The 16,482-nt window shown below is 70.1% G+C and carries 14 protein-coding genes; 5 read left to right on the top strand and 9 right to left on the bottom strand.

Going from position 1 to position 16,482, the window contains the following annotated elements; all coding sequences use genetic code 11:
- Positions 1–36: 36 nt before the first annotated feature.
- Positions 37–1,050, bottom strand: a complete 1,014-nt coding sequence (locus ACLQ27_RS30395; RefSeq protein WP_357489389.1) for an LLM class flavin-dependent oxidoreductase — start codon at positions 1,048–1,050, stop codon at positions 37–39.
- A 23-nt stretch (positions 1,051–1,073) separates the two neighbouring features.
- Positions 1,074–1,532, bottom strand: coding sequence for a MarR family winged helix-turn-helix transcriptional regulator (locus tag ACLQ27_RS30390; protein WP_425869956.1), 459 nt, complete (start codon positions 1,530–1,532; stop codon positions 1,074–1,076).
- A 193-nt stretch (positions 1,533–1,725) separates the two neighbouring features.
- On the opposite strand from ACLQ27_RS30390, the gene ACLQ27_RS30385 reads away from it, so the two are divergent.
- The 3 genes from ACLQ27_RS30385 to ACLQ27_RS30375 all read left to right on the top strand — a co-directional run bounded on the left by ACLQ27_RS30385 (position 1,726) and on the right by ACLQ27_RS30375 (position 5,843).
- Positions 1,726–3,186 (top strand): DHA2 family efflux MFS transporter permease subunit, encoded by a 1,461-nt coding sequence (locus ACLQ27_RS30385; protein WP_357489393.1) that lies wholly within the window; start codon positions 1,726–1,728, stop codon positions 3,184–3,186.
- A 93-nt stretch (positions 3,187–3,279) separates the two neighbouring features.
- Positions 3,280–4,257 carry a quinone oxidoreductase family protein gene (locus ACLQ27_RS30380; RefSeq protein ID WP_425869954.1) on the top strand — a complete coding sequence of 326 codons (978 nt, stop codon included), beginning with the start codon at positions 3,280–3,282 and terminating at the stop codon, positions 4,255–4,257.
- Positions 4,254–5,843, top strand: a complete 1,590-nt coding sequence (locus ACLQ27_RS30375) for an FAD-dependent monooxygenase (RefSeq protein WP_425869952.1) — start codon at positions 4,254–4,256, stop codon at positions 5,841–5,843. The genes ACLQ27_RS30380 and ACLQ27_RS30375 overlap by 4 nt, the downstream gene beginning before the upstream one ends.
- Here the strand turns inward: ACLQ27_RS30375 and ACLQ27_RS30370 are convergent.
- Complete coding sequence (locus ACLQ27_RS30370; protein WP_425869950.1) at positions 5,728–7,179, bottom strand: BTAD domain-containing putative transcriptional regulator; 1,452 nt, start codon at positions 7,177–7,179, stop codon at positions 5,728–5,730. The genes ACLQ27_RS30375 and ACLQ27_RS30370 overlap by 116 nt on opposite strands.
- 187 nt (positions 7,180–7,366) lie before the next feature.
- Here ACLQ27_RS30370 and ACLQ27_RS30365 point away from each other — a divergent pair, with 187 nt between their 5' ends.
- Positions 7,367–8,287 (top strand): zinc-binding dehydrogenase, encoded by a 921-nt coding sequence (locus ACLQ27_RS30365; RefSeq protein ID WP_425869948.1) that lies wholly within the window; start codon positions 7,367–7,369, stop codon positions 8,285–8,287.
- Positions 8,288–8,319: 32 nt separating this feature from the next.
- On the top strand, positions 8,320–9,108 hold the full coding sequence (locus ACLQ27_RS30360; protein WP_357489403.1) for an SDR family NAD(P)-dependent oxidoreductase: 789 nt from the start codon (positions 8,320–8,322) through the stop codon (positions 9,106–9,108).
- Between the two features lie 65 nt (positions 9,109–9,173).
- Here ACLQ27_RS30360 and ACLQ27_RS30355 read toward each other — a convergent pair whose 3' ends face one another.
- The 6 genes from ACLQ27_RS30355 to mgtA all read right to left on the bottom strand — a co-directional run bounded on the left by ACLQ27_RS30355 (position 9,174) and on the right by mgtA (position 16,462).
- Positions 9,174–9,470: an antibiotic biosynthesis monooxygenase family protein gene (locus ACLQ27_RS30355; RefSeq protein ID WP_357489405.1), complete on the bottom strand. Its 297-nt coding sequence runs from the start codon at positions 9,468–9,470 to the stop codon at positions 9,174–9,176.
- On the bottom strand, positions 9,440–10,555 hold the full coding sequence (locus tag ACLQ27_RS30350) for an alkene reductase (protein ID WP_425869946.1): 1,116 nt from the start codon (positions 10,553–10,555) through the stop codon (positions 9,440–9,442). Before ACLQ27_RS30350 ends, ACLQ27_RS30355 begins: the two co-directional genes overlap by 31 nt.
- 436 nt (positions 10,556–10,991) lie before the next feature.
- Positions 10,992–11,342, bottom strand: coding sequence for a recombinase family protein (locus ACLQ27_RS30345; protein WP_425870012.1), 351 nt, complete (start codon positions 11,340–11,342; stop codon positions 10,992–10,994).
- Positions 11,343–11,484: 142 nt separating this feature from the next.
- Positions 11,485–13,092, bottom strand: a complete 1,608-nt coding sequence (locus tag ACLQ27_RS30340) for a cellulase family glycosylhydrolase (RefSeq protein ID WP_425869944.1) — start codon at positions 13,090–13,092, stop codon at positions 11,485–11,487.
- Positions 13,093–13,535: 443 nt separating this feature from the next.
- Positions 13,536–13,763 carry a hypothetical protein gene (locus ACLQ27_RS30335; protein WP_425869942.1) on the bottom strand — a complete coding sequence of 76 codons (228 nt, stop codon included), beginning with the start codon at positions 13,761–13,763 and terminating at the stop codon, positions 13,536–13,538.
- 155 nt (positions 13,764–13,918) lie between these two features.
- Positions 13,919–16,462 (bottom strand): magnesium-translocating P-type ATPase, encoded by a 2,544-nt coding sequence (gene mgtA, locus ACLQ27_RS30330; RefSeq protein ID WP_425869940.1) that lies wholly within the window; start codon positions 16,460–16,462, stop codon positions 13,919–13,921.
- Positions 16,463–16,482 lie beyond the last annotated feature (20 nt).

The following is a 16,482-nucleotide window of genomic DNA, read 5'->3' as shown; positions in this document are numbered from 1 at the left end:
GATGTTGCGAGCCGGGATCGCGAAGGTTGACAAGTGTCATGCGCGTTGCAGGGCCGGGGTCGTACGCGGTCGTAGGCCCAGAGCCTCGGCCAGCAGCGCGTACGAGCGCACGCGGTCGCTGTGTCCGTGAATGGTGGACAACACCACGAACTCGTCCACACCCACCGCGGCGGCCATCGCGGTGAGCTGCTCGGCGACGTCGGTGGGGGAGCCGACCGCGTATCGCGGCCACTCCTCCCGCTCGCCGGTCGCCGCCGCGGGCCGGGAGTGGAGTTCCGCGAGCGCGGTCTCCGGCGCTGGTACCGGACGCAGGTCGCCCTGCGTCATGCGTTGCCGGAACAGGCGCTGGCTGGCGAAGACGTGCTCGGCTTCGGCGCGGGTCGGCGCACAGTACACCCCGATGCCGACCATCACCCGCGGGCTGTCACCGCCACGGGTGTCGAAACTTTCGCGGTACGCCCGGACCGCTTCGGTGACGACCTCGGGACGGCCGAAGTGCGCGAACGAGTAGGGCAGGCCGAGCCGCCCGGCGAGCACGGCACTCGACGGGCTCGCGCCCAGCAGCCAGACCTGCGGCACGCCGTCCACCGTCGGCATGACGCCGCCCCGGTCGCCTGGCTCGCCCAGGAATGCCCGTACGGCACTGACCTGCTCGGCGAAGGCGTGGTCGGAGTAGTCGCCCAGGGAGGGGTTGAGTAGCCGGGCGTCCCGGGACGAGGCTCCGGCGCCTCGGCCGATGCCCAGATCGATCCGGCCCGGGGCCAGGGCCTGGAGCACCCGGAACGTCTCGGCCACCTTGAACGGACTGTAGTACGGCAGCAGCACGCCGCCGCTGCCGATGCGCAGGCCGGTCGTCTCCGCGGTGAGCCGCGCGATCATGATCTCGGGGGCCGGGCTCGCGAACGACGCCGTGGCGTGGTGTTCGGCGAGCCAGTAGCGGTGGTACCCGAGGGCGTCGGCCTTACGAGCCAGATCGAGCGTGTTGGTCAGCGCCTGAGTCGGTGTGGACCCCTCCGGGATCATCGACTGGTCCAGGATCGACAACTGCACGGGATGACTCCCTCGTTCGGGTCTCAGGTGTCGGCGGGCATGACGACCGGGCGGGTCAGCCGCGCCACCACGGAGGCCAGCCGGTCGTCGAAGGCGGCGGCGTCCAGTGCCGCACCGAGTTCGGCGCGGCTGACCAGGGCGGCCGCGGCGTGCCGTTCGGCGCCCAGGTCGGTGATCTGGCAGTAGACGCCGCGACGGTCGTGGTCGCAGCTGACCCGGGCGGCGAATTGCTTGGCGGTGAGCCGACTGACCAGGCGGCTCATCGAGGACTGGTCGAGGGCAACCGCGTCGCTGAGGTCCTGGATGCGCATGCCGCGCGGGTTGCCGCGGGTCAGCTCGTCGAGCACCAGCAGCTCGGTGAGGGTGAGGTCGAACTCTCGCACGAGGCGCTTGTCGAGTGCCTGGCCCAGGCGGCCGGTGAGGACCGTCAGTTGCCGCCACAGGTCGAGCACGTCCGGCTGCCCGCCGCGTCGTTCCGCCATGCCGCCCGCCCTCCGAGTCGTCGCCGTACACCTTACACGTCCATGCGGATTCAATGTATAGGCATTCACTTCTTGTGGACTACGAGCGAAAGATGACTGCCGAGAAGGGGTTATCGAGCTTAAAAATGTCTGCACCTACATGTATTCTGTGCGCGTCAATACCGGACCGTACTGCCGCTCGGAGGTAACGACCATGGCCAGCGACACCAGCGCGCCCCAGCGCGCGCCCGGCGACAAGCCCGCTGACCCGGGGGCCGACCGCCTCGATCCCGCATTCCTCAAGATGGCCGGAGTCCTGCTGCTGGCGCTCCTCATGGCCCTGCTGGACGAGACCATCGTCAACGTCGGGGTGGACCGCCTCGTCACCGTCTTCGGGACCACCCTGCCGACCATCCAGTGGGTCACCGCCGGATACCTGCTCGCCGTCGCCGTCGCGACCCCGATCTCCGGCTGGGGCGTCGACCGCTTCGGTGTTCGTCAGGTCTGGGTGTTCGCGGTCGTCCTGTTCACCGTCGGTTCGCTGCTGTCCGGACTGGCCTGGTCGGCCGGCAGTCTGATCGCGTTCCGCCTGCTCCAGGGGCTCGGCGGCGGAATGATCTTCCCGGTCGTGCAGGCCGCGATCGCCCGCGCCGCGGGCCCGGCCAGGGTCACCAAGGCGATGGGGCTGATTTCGATCCCGCTGACCATCGGGCCGGTGCTGGGGCCGATCCTCGGCGGCTTCTTCGTCGACGACATCAGCTGGCGGTGGATGTTCCTCATCAACCTGCCGGTCGGTGCCATCGCCCTGCTGCTCGCGCTTCGGACGCTGCCGGCCGACGCGCCGGACCGCGCCGGGCCGCGGCCACGCCTCGACGTCCTCGGTCTGGCCCTGCTCTCACCCGGCTTCGCGGTGCTCATCTACGGGCTCACCACCGCGGCCCACCGCGGCGACTTCGGCGATCCTGCGGCGCTCACCGCCTTCGCCGTCGGCGTGGCGCTGCTGCTGGCGTACGTGCTGCACGCCCGCCGCGCGGCCGAGCCCCTGATCGACGTGCGGCTGTTCACCCAACGCGGCTTCACGATGTCGGTGGTCACCATGCTGCTCGTCGGGGCGGTCGCCAACACGTTGCTCTTCCTGACGCCGCTGTACTACCAGCAGTCACGCGGCTTCGGAGCCCTGCACGCGGGCCTGCTCATGGTGCCCTCGGGCATCCTCGGCGCGGCCGGGGCGATCTCCGTCGGCAAGGCCGGCGCCCGGCTCACCGCCCGCGTGACCGCACCGATCGGCATGCTGCTCGCCACGATCGCCGCGCTGGTGCTGTCCGGCGTCGGTGATGACACCTCGACGGTCCTGACCGCGATCGCGTTCGGCGTCGGCGGCTTCGGCATCGGCTTCACGGTGCCCGGCCTGATGGCGTTCATGTACCTCGCGGTCGGTCCCGACCACGCTCCCCGGGCCACCAGCGCCCTGTTCATCCTCAACCAAATCGGCGGCTCGTTGGGCATCGCCGTGGTCGCGGTCGCCCTGCAAGACCGACTCGGTGGCACCTCGGGCTTCCCCGCGGAAGCGTACGGCCGGACGTACTGGCTGGTGGCGGGCTTCGCCGTGGTGGCGGGGCTCGCCGCGTCCCTGGTACCCGGACCGTGGCGGGCCCCGGAGCAGCAACGGGCGTAACGCTCGGGCCTTTCTCGACCGTGCCGCGAGCACAGCCGGCTACAACCGGCAGCGGTGGTGCTCCGCCGCCGCGGCAACGGAAGGGATACCCGCATGCGTGTCATCCGTTACTACGAGCACGGTGGTCCGGAGGTGCTGACCGTCGACAAGGCACCGGAACCGGTGCCCGGCGACGGTCAGCTCCTGGTCCAGGTCGAGGCGGTCGGGGTCAACTTCATCGAGACCCAGCTGCGCTCCGGTACGGCGCCCTTCCCGTCCCCGGTGCCCAGGGCACCGCACGGTGACGTGGTCGGCCGGGTCGTCGCAGCCGGGCCCGGCGCACACCGTTTCGCCGTCGGTGACCGGTTGGCCGCCTGGGGCGTGACCGACGCGTACGCCGATCTGGTGCTGGTCGGTGACACCCAGGCGGTGCTGGTGCCGGACGATGTTCCGGCACCGGTCGCCACCGCTCTCGCCTCGACGGCCCAGGTCGCCGCGAGCGTGCTGAGCGTCGGCCGGCTTTCCCGCGGTGAGACGGTGCTGGTGCACGCCGCCGCCGGCGCGATCGGTCACCTCGTCACCCAACTGGCCCGGCTGCGCGGGGCGGGCCTGGTGATCGGCGGCGTCGGCTCGCCGGCAAAGGCGGATTTCGTCCGTGACCACGGCGCCGACGCCGTCGTGGACTACTCGCGGCCGGACTGGCCCGACCACGTCCGTGCGGCCACCGGCGGCGCCGGCGTCGACGTGGTCCTCGACAGCGTGGAAGGCGCGGTCCTGTCGCCGAGCATCGCTCTGCTCAACCCGTTCGGCCGGCTCGTCTACTACGGATTCGCGGGTGCCTCGGGCGAGGCCGGCCGGGTCACGCTGACCGATCTGCTCGGCCTGCGGACCGTCGTCGGTACGGCCCTCGACGCCTGGCTCGCCGCCGCACCGGAGGAAGCAGCCCGCAACCAACGGGAGCTGACCGAACTGGTGCGTGACGGCCGGTTGCGGGTCGCCGTTCACACGGTCCTTCCCCTGGAGGAGGCGGCCCAGGCCCACCGGCTCATCGAGGACCGCCGTCAGCTCGGCCGCGTGGTGCTCGTCCCGTGACCGCCGTCGAGCATCGGCCCCTCCTGGTGGTCGGGGCCGGACCGGCCGGCCTGAGCACAGCGATCTTCGCGGGCCGGCACGGCATCAGTCCGCTGGTCGTGGAACGCCGCCCGGGCACCTCCACCGCCGTCAAGGCGACCGGGCAGTACCCGCACACCATGGAGGCGTTGCGCATCGCCGGCGTGGCCGAGCGGATCCATGAGCTGAGCCGCCCGGACCGCAGCGAGTTCAGCATGGTCCTCGCGCCCCGGCTGGCCGGGCCGGTCATCCGTACCCTGGTCAGTGGCAGGGAACTCAGCATGCGCCACGTGTCCGCGGAGGAGTGGTGCACCGCGAGCCAGTCCGGTGCGGAACGGGCGCTGGCTGAGCGTGCGCAGGAAGTCGGGGCCGAGCTGCGCTTCGGCACCAGGCTGCTCGGTCTCGCCCAGGACGCCGACGGTGTCACCGCTCATGTCGAGGAGGTGGACACCGGCAGGAGGTACCGGATCCGGGCGCGATACGTGGTGGCCGCGGACGGCTGGCGCAGCCCGGTCCGCGAGGCGCTCGGCATTTCACTGCAGGGCAGGGGTGTGGTCGGCCAGGTCCTGCGAGTGCTGTTCAAAGCGGACCTCCGCGAGCCACTCGCGCACACCCCGGGGGCTGCCGACAGCTTCCGCTTCGCGGCGTTCCACATCGGCCGCGCGGTGCTGTTCAATACCGAGATACCCGGACTGTACGGCTACTTCCGCCACCTGGCGCCCGAGCTTCCCGAGGGCTGGCACAGCTCCGCGGACGGGGTCGTCCGGCAGATCGCGGCGGATCTCGGGCTCGGCGAGGACGTACCCCTGGACATCGTCGAGTCCGGTGAGACGTCGATCGCCTGCGGCGTTGCCGAACGGTTCCAGTCGGACCGGATACTCCTGGCCGGTGACGCCGCCCACGTGATGCCGCCGACCGGCGGGCTGGGCGGCAACACCGCGATCCTGGACGGGCTCTACCTGGGCTGGCGGCTCGCCGCCGTGCTACAGGGCTGGGCCGGCCCCGACCTCCTGCGCACCTTCGAGACCGAACGTCGACCGTACGCCCGGCTGTTGGTCGAGCAGCAGTTCGCCAACCTCGTCGAACGGGTAGCGCCGGAACTACGCGACGACGACGTTCCCGAACCGCTGCCGCCGACGGTGCTGGCCTTTGGCTACCGCTACCCCTCGGGAGCCGTGCTGACGGAACCCGGCGAGGACGGTGCGCTGGTGGAAGACCCTGCCTCGGCGACGGGCCGGCCCGGGTCGCGGGCTGCCTACCTACCGCTGGTCACCCCGGAGGGCGCCGCGTCATCGACGACAGCGCTGTTCGGCTCCGGCTTCGTGCTGCTGACCGGCGCGGCGGGCGAAGGCTGGAACGCACCCGCGATCCGCACCGCCGAGCGTCTCGGCGTTCCCCTCACGGTGCACACCATCACGGCCGAGCACTTCCCGGCCCGCTACGGAGTTGGACCTACCGGCGCCTCGTTGGTGCGCCCCGACCGCTTCGTCGCATGGCGGACGCCTGACCTGGTGGATGATCCCGGTGCTCGGCTGGAGGAGGTTCTACGAGCTGTCCTGCGACGGTGAGCAAGGAGTTCCGCCGACGGCGACGGCGCCGGCACGGCCCGGCTCCGACGCTATCGTCCGGGTCGATCGACCGGGCGCCGTGCAGGGCCACCAGTTCGGGGCGTACGTCGTCGCCGACGGTGACCACGGCACACCGAGACGAGCCCGGAAGCAGGTCCCGTACCTGCTCGGCGTCACGGGCGTCGTCCAACAGGAGAAGCACGCGCCGGTCGGTGAGCCGGGCCCGATAGGCGTTGACCAGGTGCCGCCTGCCCGCCGGAATGGCGTCGGGCGTCGCACCGGACAATCGCAGTAGCCGGGCCAGCAACCGGCCCGGATCGCGGGGCCGCCCGTCGGGGTCGGTCAGCCGCACGTACCACTGGCCGTCCGGAAACTCCTCGCGGAGCTGTCGGGCCAGCGCGACGAGATCCGCGGTCCGCTCCGCTCCGGCCGGCCCGGCCAGGCAGACCAGCGGCAGCGCGGTGCCGTCGTGTCGACTGGTCAGGGCATCGATGACCGCTGCCCATCCATCGCCGTGCAGGGTCCGGTGGGCGGCCGGTGCGGGCACATCGGTCCGCGCGTGCCAGTGGTCGCCGGCGATCCGCCGGTATTCGGCGGCGAGCTCCGGCCCCGGTGCCAGGCCCAGCCGGGTCCGGAGGGTCGCGGCAGCCTCCTCGTACGCGGCCATCGCCGCCTGGCGGTCGCCGGCTCGACGCAGCGCGGACACGAGCAGGGCCCATGGCCGCTCGCGCGTCGGGTGCAGGGCGACCAGAGCACGCAGGCGCGGCACGAGCTCGCCGGGCGGATACGCCTCGAGTTCGAAGCGTCGCTCGAGTAGCCGCAACCGTTCCTCGATCAGTGCCGGCCCGGCTTCGGTGGCGAGGGAGGGGACGGCGGCGAGTGAGGCGATCGCCGTCCCTCCGGGAGGGCCGTCGCGCCACTCTTCCAGGGCTGCCCGGATGTGCGTCAGCTCGCTGTTCGTATCGCCGAGCTGCCGGGCCCGCAGTGCTTCCTGAGCGGCGCTGCGGAACCGGAACAGATCCACGGTCTCGGGTGGCGTCTGCAGCAGGTATCCACCGCCGAGCGAGCGAACCCGGGGCCAGCCCGGGCGCTCGGTCGTCCCGCTACGGTCGCCGATCGCTGCTCGCAACCGTGCGACGTGGACATGGAGCGCCGCCGCCGGCACCGCCGGTGGCCGCTGATCCCACAGGCGCCAGTAGAGCTCATCCATCGGCACCTCGTCGTTGGCCCGCATCAACAAGGTCACCAGGAGAGCGCGCTGCTTCGGAGCGCGTACCGGCAACCGGACTCCGTCGAGTGTGACGTCCAACGCGCCGAGAAGGCGAAAGTCGATCACCGAGTCCTCCCCGTTGGACAGTCGGTTGCGCAACGTTGTCTCGCGATCGCCCTTTGTGTTCCCGGCTCATCCTGCCCGCGCCGATCCGAGCCTGGCAACGCGGTCAGCCGTGATGCCGGTCTCACGGGCCGTTCTCCACCGTGCCTCCAGAACCCGCCGGTACGAAGGGACCGAGAGGGAGGACCTTGTGAAGGCATTCGTTACGTCCGCGGACGTGTCCCACGGAATCCATCTGGAATCGCTGCCCGACCCGCGCCCCGCTCCCGGCGAAGCGCTGATCGAGGTCCGGGCCGTCGCGGTCAACCGGGCCGACCTGCTGCTCGCCGCCCGCCGCCCACCGGGAGCCCAGCTTGGTCTGGACGTCGCCGGCACGGTCGTCCAAGCGGCTGCGGACGGCACCGGCCCACCGCCCGGCACGCCCGTCGCCGGACTGGCGGCCTCGACCGGCTGGGCCCAGCTCTGCGCCGTTCGCACCGACCGCATCGCGGCACTGCCCGACGGTATCGAGCCGGCCATCGCGGCGGCGGTACCGGTAGCCGGCCTCACGGCGCTGTACGCCCTGCAGCGGGCCGGGTGGCTGCTCGGCCGCTCGGTGCTGGTAACCGGTGCCAGCGGTGGTGTCGGCGGATTCGTGGCGGACCTGGCCGCCGCAGCCGGAGCGGCGGCGCTGGGGTGGACCGGCACACCGGAACGCGGCCGGCACCTGATCGAGCGGGGCCATCGGATCCACGCGGGTTACGCGGCACCGCCCGACGAGACGGTCGATGTGGTGGTCGACAGCGTCGGCGGGACCGTCTTCCGCGACGCGTTCGTCAAACTGCGCGCTGGTGGCGTGGCGGTGGTCTTCGGCAACACCGTCCGGGCCGACCTGATCCTGCCACCGGACTGGGGGCACGCCCGCGCCGGCGTACGCCTGGAGCACCTCTTCCTGCTAGACGAGATCGAGCGCCGCCCAGCCGCCAAGGACCTGGCAACGCTGTTCGGCCTCGTCGCCGACGGCCGTCTACGACCGCACGTCGGGCTGCGCGCCGACTGGACGGACGCCGACTCAGCGATCGAGGCACTACTGGAGCGCCACGTCACCGGTCGGGTCGTACTCGGCCTGTGACATCACCACCCCGAGAGAGGACAGACACCACGATGACGCAATCGACGAGCCACGGCGCCGCCCTGGTCACCGGCGGCACGAGCGGTATCGGCCTGGCCGTGGTCGAGACCCTGGCCGAGAGCGGCCGCCCGACCTTCTTCTGCGCCCGCGACGCCGAGCAGGTCGCCACGATCACCGACAAACTCCGCGGCCGTGGCCTGGACGTCGACGGCGCCGTGGCCGACGTCCGATCCACCGAAGACGTCAGCCGGCTCGTCGCCGCCGCCGTGGACCGATTCGGACCGATCACCGTACTGGTCAACAACGCCGGCCGATCCGGCGGCGGAGTCACGGCCGACCTCGACGACGCGCTCTGGGACGACGTGCTCGCCACCAACCTCACCGCCACCTTCCGGGTGACCCGCGAAGTGCTTCGAGCCGGTGGCATCCGGGAGCAGGGCTGGGGACGCATCATCAACGTCGCCTCCACCGCCGGCAAACAGGGCGTGGCGCTCGCCGCTCCGTACACCGCCGCCAAGCACGGCGTGGTCGGGTTCACCAAGGCGCTCGGGTTCGAACTGGCTGGTAGCGGGATCACCGTCAACGCGGTGTGCCCGGGCTATGTGGAGACGCCGATGGCCGTCCGGGTCCGTCAGGGATACGCCGCGCACTGGGGTGTGACCGAGGGCGCGGTGCTGGAACGTTTCCAGGCAAAGATCCCGCTCGGGCGCTACTCGACGCCCGAGGAGGTTGCCGGGCTCGTCGGTTACCTGGTCACCGACACGGCAGCCTCGATGACCGCCCAGGCGGTCAACGTTTGTGGTGGTCTGGGCAACTACTGATCGTCGACCGTCCGCACGCGGCGGCCGTCCGGGAAAGGTGCCCCGGACGGCCGCCGCGTGTGCTGTCAGTTGGTCGCGTCGTAACGCAGGACGGGCTCGGTCAGGTGCGGTTCACCCTTGATGATGCCGGTCAGCCGGTCCAGCCGACTGCGGAACTCCGGCTCCTGCAGCGCCTTGCGGAACGACTCCTCGTCGGTCCACTCGGCAATGTTGTAGTACGTCGACGGATCCTTCTGGGAACGGCTCAAGACGTAACTCACCAGCCCAGGGCGGGTCCGCATGTACTCGGCGACCTTGGCGTAGCGACTCTCCAGATCCTCCGCGGCACCGATCAGCGTGAGCTTGTTGACGAAAACGACCATGGTGTCGCCTCTCCTTGGGTGATGTCGGCGGTCGGGTAGTCGACGTAGCCCTGCCGGCCGCCCTGGTAGAAGGTCGTCGGGTCCGGCCGGTTCAGGCCCGTGCCGTCGGCCAGGCGGCGCGGCAGGTCGGGGTTCGCGAGGAACTGTTTGCCGAAGGAGACCGCGTCGAACCCGGCGGCCAGCGCGTCCGCCACGACGCTCGCGGTGGCGTCCGGATCGAGGTCACCCGTGCCCGGGTTCACGATGATCGGTCCGGCCCACCCCGCCCGAACCGCCCGGACCAGGGCGGGATCAGAGCCATGGACCAGGTGCAGGTACGCCGGATCGATTGGCCGAAGCGCGTCGAGCAGGGCCGGGTAGACGACCTCGGCATCAGGTTCGCTCATGTCGTTGAGGCCGAACCCGGGGGACAGCCGCAGTCCGACCCGGTCCGCGCCGATCGCGGCGGCGACCGCCTCCAGCAGCTCGACGGCGAACCGTACCCGGTGATGCGGGGGACCGCCGTAGCCGTCGGTGCGTCGATTCACCGTGGCGGAGAGGAACTGATGGACCAGGTACCCGTTGGCGCCGTGCAGCTCGACGCCCTCGAAGCCGGCCGCGATCGCCGCGCGGGCGCACCGGACGACGTCCTCGATCGCGTCCGCGATGTCGGCCGGCGACATCTCTCTGGGTACAGGGTATGGGCGCGGACCGTCGTACGTCCGAGCCATGCCGGCAGCGCCCACCGGAGAGGGGCCCAGCGGTTGGTGACCGTAGAGGCCGGGATGACCGATCCTGCCGGCGTGCATGATCTGCAGCACCATACGTCCGCCGGCTGCCTGCACGGCCGCGGACACCGCGGTCCAGGCCTCGGTGTCCGCGGCGGAGTGCCACTGCACCCCGTACGCGTGACCGGCCGCGCGTGGAGCCGGACTGGTGGCCTCGCTGACGATGAGGCCGGCCGCAGCACGCTGGGCGTAGTACTCGGCAACGTAGGGCAGTGGCGTCCCTCGCTGGTCGGCTCGCCCGCGGCCCATCGGCGCCATCACGATCCGGCTGGGTAGCCGCAGGCGACCCAGCTGAACCGGCTCGAAAAGTGTCGGCATACCCCGATGGTCACCAGGTCCGGTCGAGAACCCGTGGAGGCCTGCTGAAGGCGTGATCTGGGACAGCGGTCCCACGGGCAACGCCTGTCCAGCCTGCAGCCTGGTGACCTCCTCGGCGAACCCGAAGAGGTCACCTCCACGGTTGGGCTTGCGCGAGCTGGAGAGTTGCGCCGAGCGTCAACGTCGGTGGGGCAGTGGGTCGTGTTGCCCTCGGACACATCATTGGCACATATAGATCATGATCCGCGCTGGGTGCCCTGCGCGGATTTTTCTGTGATTGGCGTGCAGTGTTCCTGGTCGCAGACGATGGTGATCTTGCTGCTGCGCAGGAGCGTGACCAGGTCGTGTGCTCTGGATGGCGCTGGCGAGGCGGGGATGGTCGGCGAGTCTTGCGATGATGTGGTCTTCTCTGAGATAGAGGATCTTGCGCCGGTGATTAGAGGGCTGGTTGCGTGCTGGTGTGCCCGTGGCGGCATCGGTAGCCGGGGCGTTGATTGATCCACCGGGATTCCAATCGTCGTCCGCAGGGTCCGCAGCGCAGTAGACCGGTGAACAGGTAGCGGCGGGTGGTGCCGTCGTGGGCGCTCCGGTGGGAGCGGACGGCCTGGACGGCGACGAAGTCCTGCTCACTGACCAGCGCGGTGTGGGCCTGTTGCGTGGAGACCACCCAGTCCGCGGTCGGGTTCCGCCGGATGGGTTCTCGCTGCGAGCGGCTGGCATCGGTGTGGTTGTGCGCGAATTGCCGGTTCCAGACCTGCCGGCCGGTGTAGCGAGGGTTGGCGAGGATCGCCGCGCGGTTCGCTCAAATTGATCAAGCCGCATATTTCTGACGATTCGCCGAACGCTGGGCCGCTGCGCTCGGCTGGCTGGCGACCCGCACGAGTCGGGCCGGGCGTCCGTGACGCCCGGCCCGTCGGCTCACGGCCTGCTCAGCTCGCGGCGCAGGACAACGACGGTACGCCGTTGGTGCCGCTCGACGAACCCAGGAAACCGAAGGTCGTGCTACCGCCGGCGCTCATCGAACCGTTGTAGCTGACGTTGCGGGCGGTGACCGTCGTGCCGCTGCTGGTCACCGTCGCGCTCCACGCCTGCGTCACCTGCTGCCCGTTCGCGAACGTCCAGGTTACCGTCCAACCGTTGATCGCCGAGCCACCGGCGGTCACCCGCACCTCGGCCTGGAAGCCGCCCTGCCACTGACCGGTCACCGAGTACGATGCCGAACAGGACCGCCCATTCGACGGCGGCGGAGTCGTCGGTGGCCGGGTGGTCGGCGGGGCGGTGGTTGGCGGGGCGGTGGTTGGCGGGGCGGTGGTTGGCGGCGGCGTCGGGGTGGTGCCGCCCACGGCGCTGATGATGGCGTCGATGATGCCCTGCTGGGTGACGGTGACGCTGCTGCGGTTAAACAGCCCGAACCCGTACGCCCCGTTGTAGCCGTTGTCCCAGTAGGCGGTGGCCGCGCCGTACTTCTTGGCGGTGGACACCAGCGTGCGTGCGTAGTCCGCGCGGTACCTGTTGTTCGTTGAGTCGGCCGACATCTTGTCGACCGAACCGTACTCACCGACGAACACCGGGTATCCACGCGAGACGAAGGTGTCTCGCATCTTCTTGAGCTGCGCGTCCATGTGGTCCTGCTGTCCCCAGGTCGACTTCCGGGCCGGATTGGTGGCGGCCGGTCCCCACTGCGTGATGGTGCCGTTCTCCTCGCCGGCGAAGTCCCAGGGGTCGTAGTAGTGCACGGAAATCATGAGCCGCTGCTCGTCGGCGGGAACTGACGGCGATCGGTACTGGTCCGTCGGCAGCACGAAGCCGTAATTACCTGCGGTGTAGTCGATGTTGGTGTTCCAGCCGGCGACGAGCAGCCAACGCGAGGTGTTGTTCCCGCCGGTCCGCCGGACCGTGTCAACGAAGATCTGGTTGTACGCGTTGATGTTCGAGTAACACGGCTGGGTGGGATTGCCGTACTGCCCGTCGAACTCCTCGTTCATGGCCTCGAAGATGAGGCGCTCGCCGTAGCTCTGGAACCTGGTCGCGATCTGCTGCCAGACCTTCTGGTACTTGTCCCTGATCGTCGTCTGATTCGACGAGTCGCAGATCAACCACGAGCCGGTGACGGTCTTGAAGCCGTCACCGTGGATGTTGATCAGCACATACAGGCCGCGACCGTAGGCGTAGTCGACGATCTCCTGGATCCGATTCAGCCAGGCGGGGTTGATCGTGTAGTCCGGTGCCGACCCGATGTTTCCCAGGTAGGAGACCGGGATACGGATCGTCTTGAATCCCGCCGCCTTCACCCGATCGATGAACGCCTGCGTCACGACCGGGTTGCCCCATGCCGTCTCGCTGGGGATTCCGTTGATGTTGGCCTCCAGGGCGTTCCCCAGATTCCAGCCCGCCCCCATGTCGGCGACGAGCTGGGTGGCGTTCAATTGGGCCATGCTGTCGGCCGACGCGGAACCTGTCAGCATGGTCGCGGATGCGGCCAGCGCCAGTACGCCGGAGACCAGGGCAAGCTGAACCTTCCTGAGTATGGATTTCACCAGAATCTCCTGTCTTCGAGCCAACCGTCACGCTGGGTTGTCGAAGCGCTTCGACGATATTTCGATTGCCTGCGTTGGCATTCGATGGGTTGCCAAAGGATAGATGGACATGGATCAATGGGCAAGGTTGCCGGCGGCGCGTCTGCCGCCCACCCTGCGATGATCTGGATTATCGAGATCCGTTAAGAGCGGGAGGCAGGCTTCCGGCCCGTCGAGAGCTTCCGGAGACCGGCCGGCTGGAGGAAGAGTTGCCGCCGGACCACCACATCGCCCCGGGCGTCCAACTCGTACCCCTCGATCCAGAGCCACCCGTCGTACGTGATTCGGTCGGCCAGGACGCGGATGAGCCGGAAGAGGAACGGGCGGGAGAATTGGACGCTTGCCGCCTGCGTGAAGTGGAGGAGGTCACCACTGTCGAACGGGGGGCGCGGCCCCACCACCCGTCACCAGGCCAGGGTTCGCGCTCGGGCCACCGCGAACCTTGGGCACCAGCCGTCCGGGTAGCGGCTGGCGGCGGCGTTGCGGCGCGAGCGAACTTCACGGGCGGCAGCTGGGCCGAGGGGGCGCCGGTGACCGAAGCTCTGCCTGGTGCCCTCGGCGACGGACAGGTCGAGATCCAACTGGGTCGCGACCTGCTGCTGGTACTCGGCCGCGGCGGGACGCATCTGCACGCCTAGGGCCAACTCCCGGGGGTGAACCGCAGCGTACGATCGTCTGCTTGGCGCCTGTCAACGACAGGCTCTGTTCCTTCGCGGCCCGGACCAGGTGCGCGGCGGCCTTTGCCCCGCCGACGGCTCGGGCCGCTTCCTACGTCCGGTCTGGTCTTTCAGTGCGACCCGGGCATCCGCCGTGTACCGGTCGGGTCGGGCGGGACGAGGTGTTTGGCGGTCTCGTTGGCGGCGACGTTGACGGCCGTGAGCGCGGCGAGGGTCGCCAGCACGACCGGTGGGAGTGGGGCGAGGCCGAGTGGCGCGGCGAGGGGGCTGAACGGCAGCGCGACGGTGACCGCGATGAGCAGCAGCCCGGTGCCGGCCAACGCCGCGGAGGGGCGGCTGCGCAGGACGCTCCGGTTGGAGCGCAGCACCAGCAGCACGATGATCTCGGTGGCGGTGAACTGGACGAACCAGGCGGCACGGAACACGTCGGTGGGCACGTGCCACCACCAGTGCAGGGCGACGAGCACGAGGAGGTCCACCGCGATGCTGATCGACCCATACACCAGCATGAACCCGCGGATGGTGCGGACGTCGACGGTGCGGGGGTGCTGGAGCTGCTCCGGGTCGGCGTGATCGGTGGAGAGGGTGATGTACGGGATGTCGGAGAGGAAGTTGAGTAGCAGGACCTGACGGGGCAGCAACGGCAGGAAGGGCAGCATGAGGGTGGCGATGCTCATGCTGACGACGTTGCCGAAGGACGCGCTGGTGTTGACCCGGATGTATTTCAGCGTGTTGGTGAACGTACGGCGACCAAGTTGGACGCCGTCGGCGATCACGTCGAGGTTCTTGTCGAGCAGCACGATCGCCGCGGCTTGTTTGGCGACGTCGACGGCGGTGTCGACGGAGATCCCGACGTCGGCGGTGTGCAGTGCGGGGGCGTCGTTGATGCCGTCGCCGAGAAACCCGACGACGTCGCCGCGGTGTCGTAGCGCGGTCAGGATCCGTTCCTTCTGCAACGGGTCCACCTCGGCGAAGACGTTGACGTCAGCGATCCGGTCCGCTAGCTGGTCGTCGGGAAAGGCGGCGAGGTCGGCGCCGACGAGCGGTTCGCCGCCGAGGCCGACTTCGGCGGCGACGTGTCGGGCCGCGTGCCGGTTGTCGCCGGTGACCAGGCGGACCGTGATGCCCATGTCGGCGAGCCGTCGGATCGCGGCGGCGGCGTCGCCGCGTGCCGGGTCCTGGAAGGCGAGCAGCCCGACGAGGGTCATCTCCCGTTCGTCGCTGACGGCGACGCTGGTGGCGCCGGGCATGGGCCGCACGGCGAGGCCGAGCACCCGGTTTCCCTGGTCGCTGAGCTCGGTGAACCGGTGCAGAACGCGGTCGCGCACCTCATCCAGCGGCACCACGCCGGCGGCGGTGCGTGCGGTGGTGCAGACGTCGAGCACCGCGTGCAGGGCACCCTTGGTGACCAGGATCGGCCCGCCGCCGTCGCGCACCAGCAGGGACAGGCGTTGGCGGGTGAAATCGTAGGGTGCCTCGGCGACGCGCGCCTGCGGATCGGCCGCCGGTTGCCCCGCCATGATCGCCGCGTCGATGGGGTTGGGGAACCCTCGTTGGAGGCCGGCGTTGAGCCGGGCGAACCGCGCCACCTCCGCGTTCGGTTCGCCGTCGACCGAGAGGCACCCGGTGAGGGTGATCGTGCCAGCGGTGAGGGTGCCGGTCTTGTCGGTCAGGAGCACGGTCATGGCGCCGAAGTCCTCGATGACATCGAGGCGTTTGACGATCACCCGATGCGCGGCCATCGCGCGGGCGCCGGCAGAGAGGCTGACCGCGACGATCGCCGGCAGCATCTGCGGGGTCAACCCGACGGCCAGGGCGAGGGAGAACAGCAGGGAGTCGATGACCGGGCGGTGCATCAGCAGGTTGGCGACGAAGATACCGACCAGCAGGACCACCATGATCCGTACGAGCAGCAGCCCGAAGCGGGTCAGCCCGCGCTGGAAGCCGGTGCTGGCCGGGCGGGCGGCGACCCGGCGGGACACCGCCCCGAAGGTGCTGTCGCGGCCGGTGCGCATCACCACCGCGCGGGCGGTGCCACTGGCCACGTGCGTGCCCATCCACAACGCGTTGCCGCGTGCGGTCAGCTCCGCTCCCGGCGGGGACGGGTCACTCGACTTCGCCGCCGGGAACGACTCTCCGGTGAGCACCGCCTGGTCGACCTGCAGACGTCCGGCCTCAACGATCCGGCAGTCCGCGGGGACGACGTTCCCGGCGCGCAGCACCACGAGGTCACCGACGACGACCTCCTCGACCGGTACGGACACCTCACGCCCGTCGCGGATCACCTCGGTGTTCACCCGCACCCGGGCCTGCAACGCGTCGACGGCCCGCCCGGCGGCGTGTTCCTGCCAGAAACCGAGGCCGCCGCTGGCGGCGACGATGACCAGGATGATCGCACCGTCGATCAGGTCCCCGACGGCCATCGACAGCACGGTCGCCGCGATCAGGATCAGGATGATCGGGCTGGTGAACTGCGACAGCAGGAGTCGCCACCCCCGCCTGGCGCCCGCATCGACCTGGTTGGGTCCGTGCTCACGCAGCAGGTCGGCGGCGCGTTCGCCGGTGAGGCCGGCTGCGGACGCCCCGACAGCGGCCATGGCCTCCGGCAGCGGGCCGGCCCAAAAGGCCGCGCGCTCACCCTCTGCTCGCCCCACTGCGCACTCCGCGGTCGCCG

Source organism: Micromonospora sp. DT63 (assembly GCF_049841615.1).
Classification (GTDB): Bacteria; Actinomycetota; Actinomycetes; order Mycobacteriales; family Micromonosporaceae; genus Micromonospora.
This window is presented reverse-complemented; position numbering and strand designations above follow the sequence as displayed.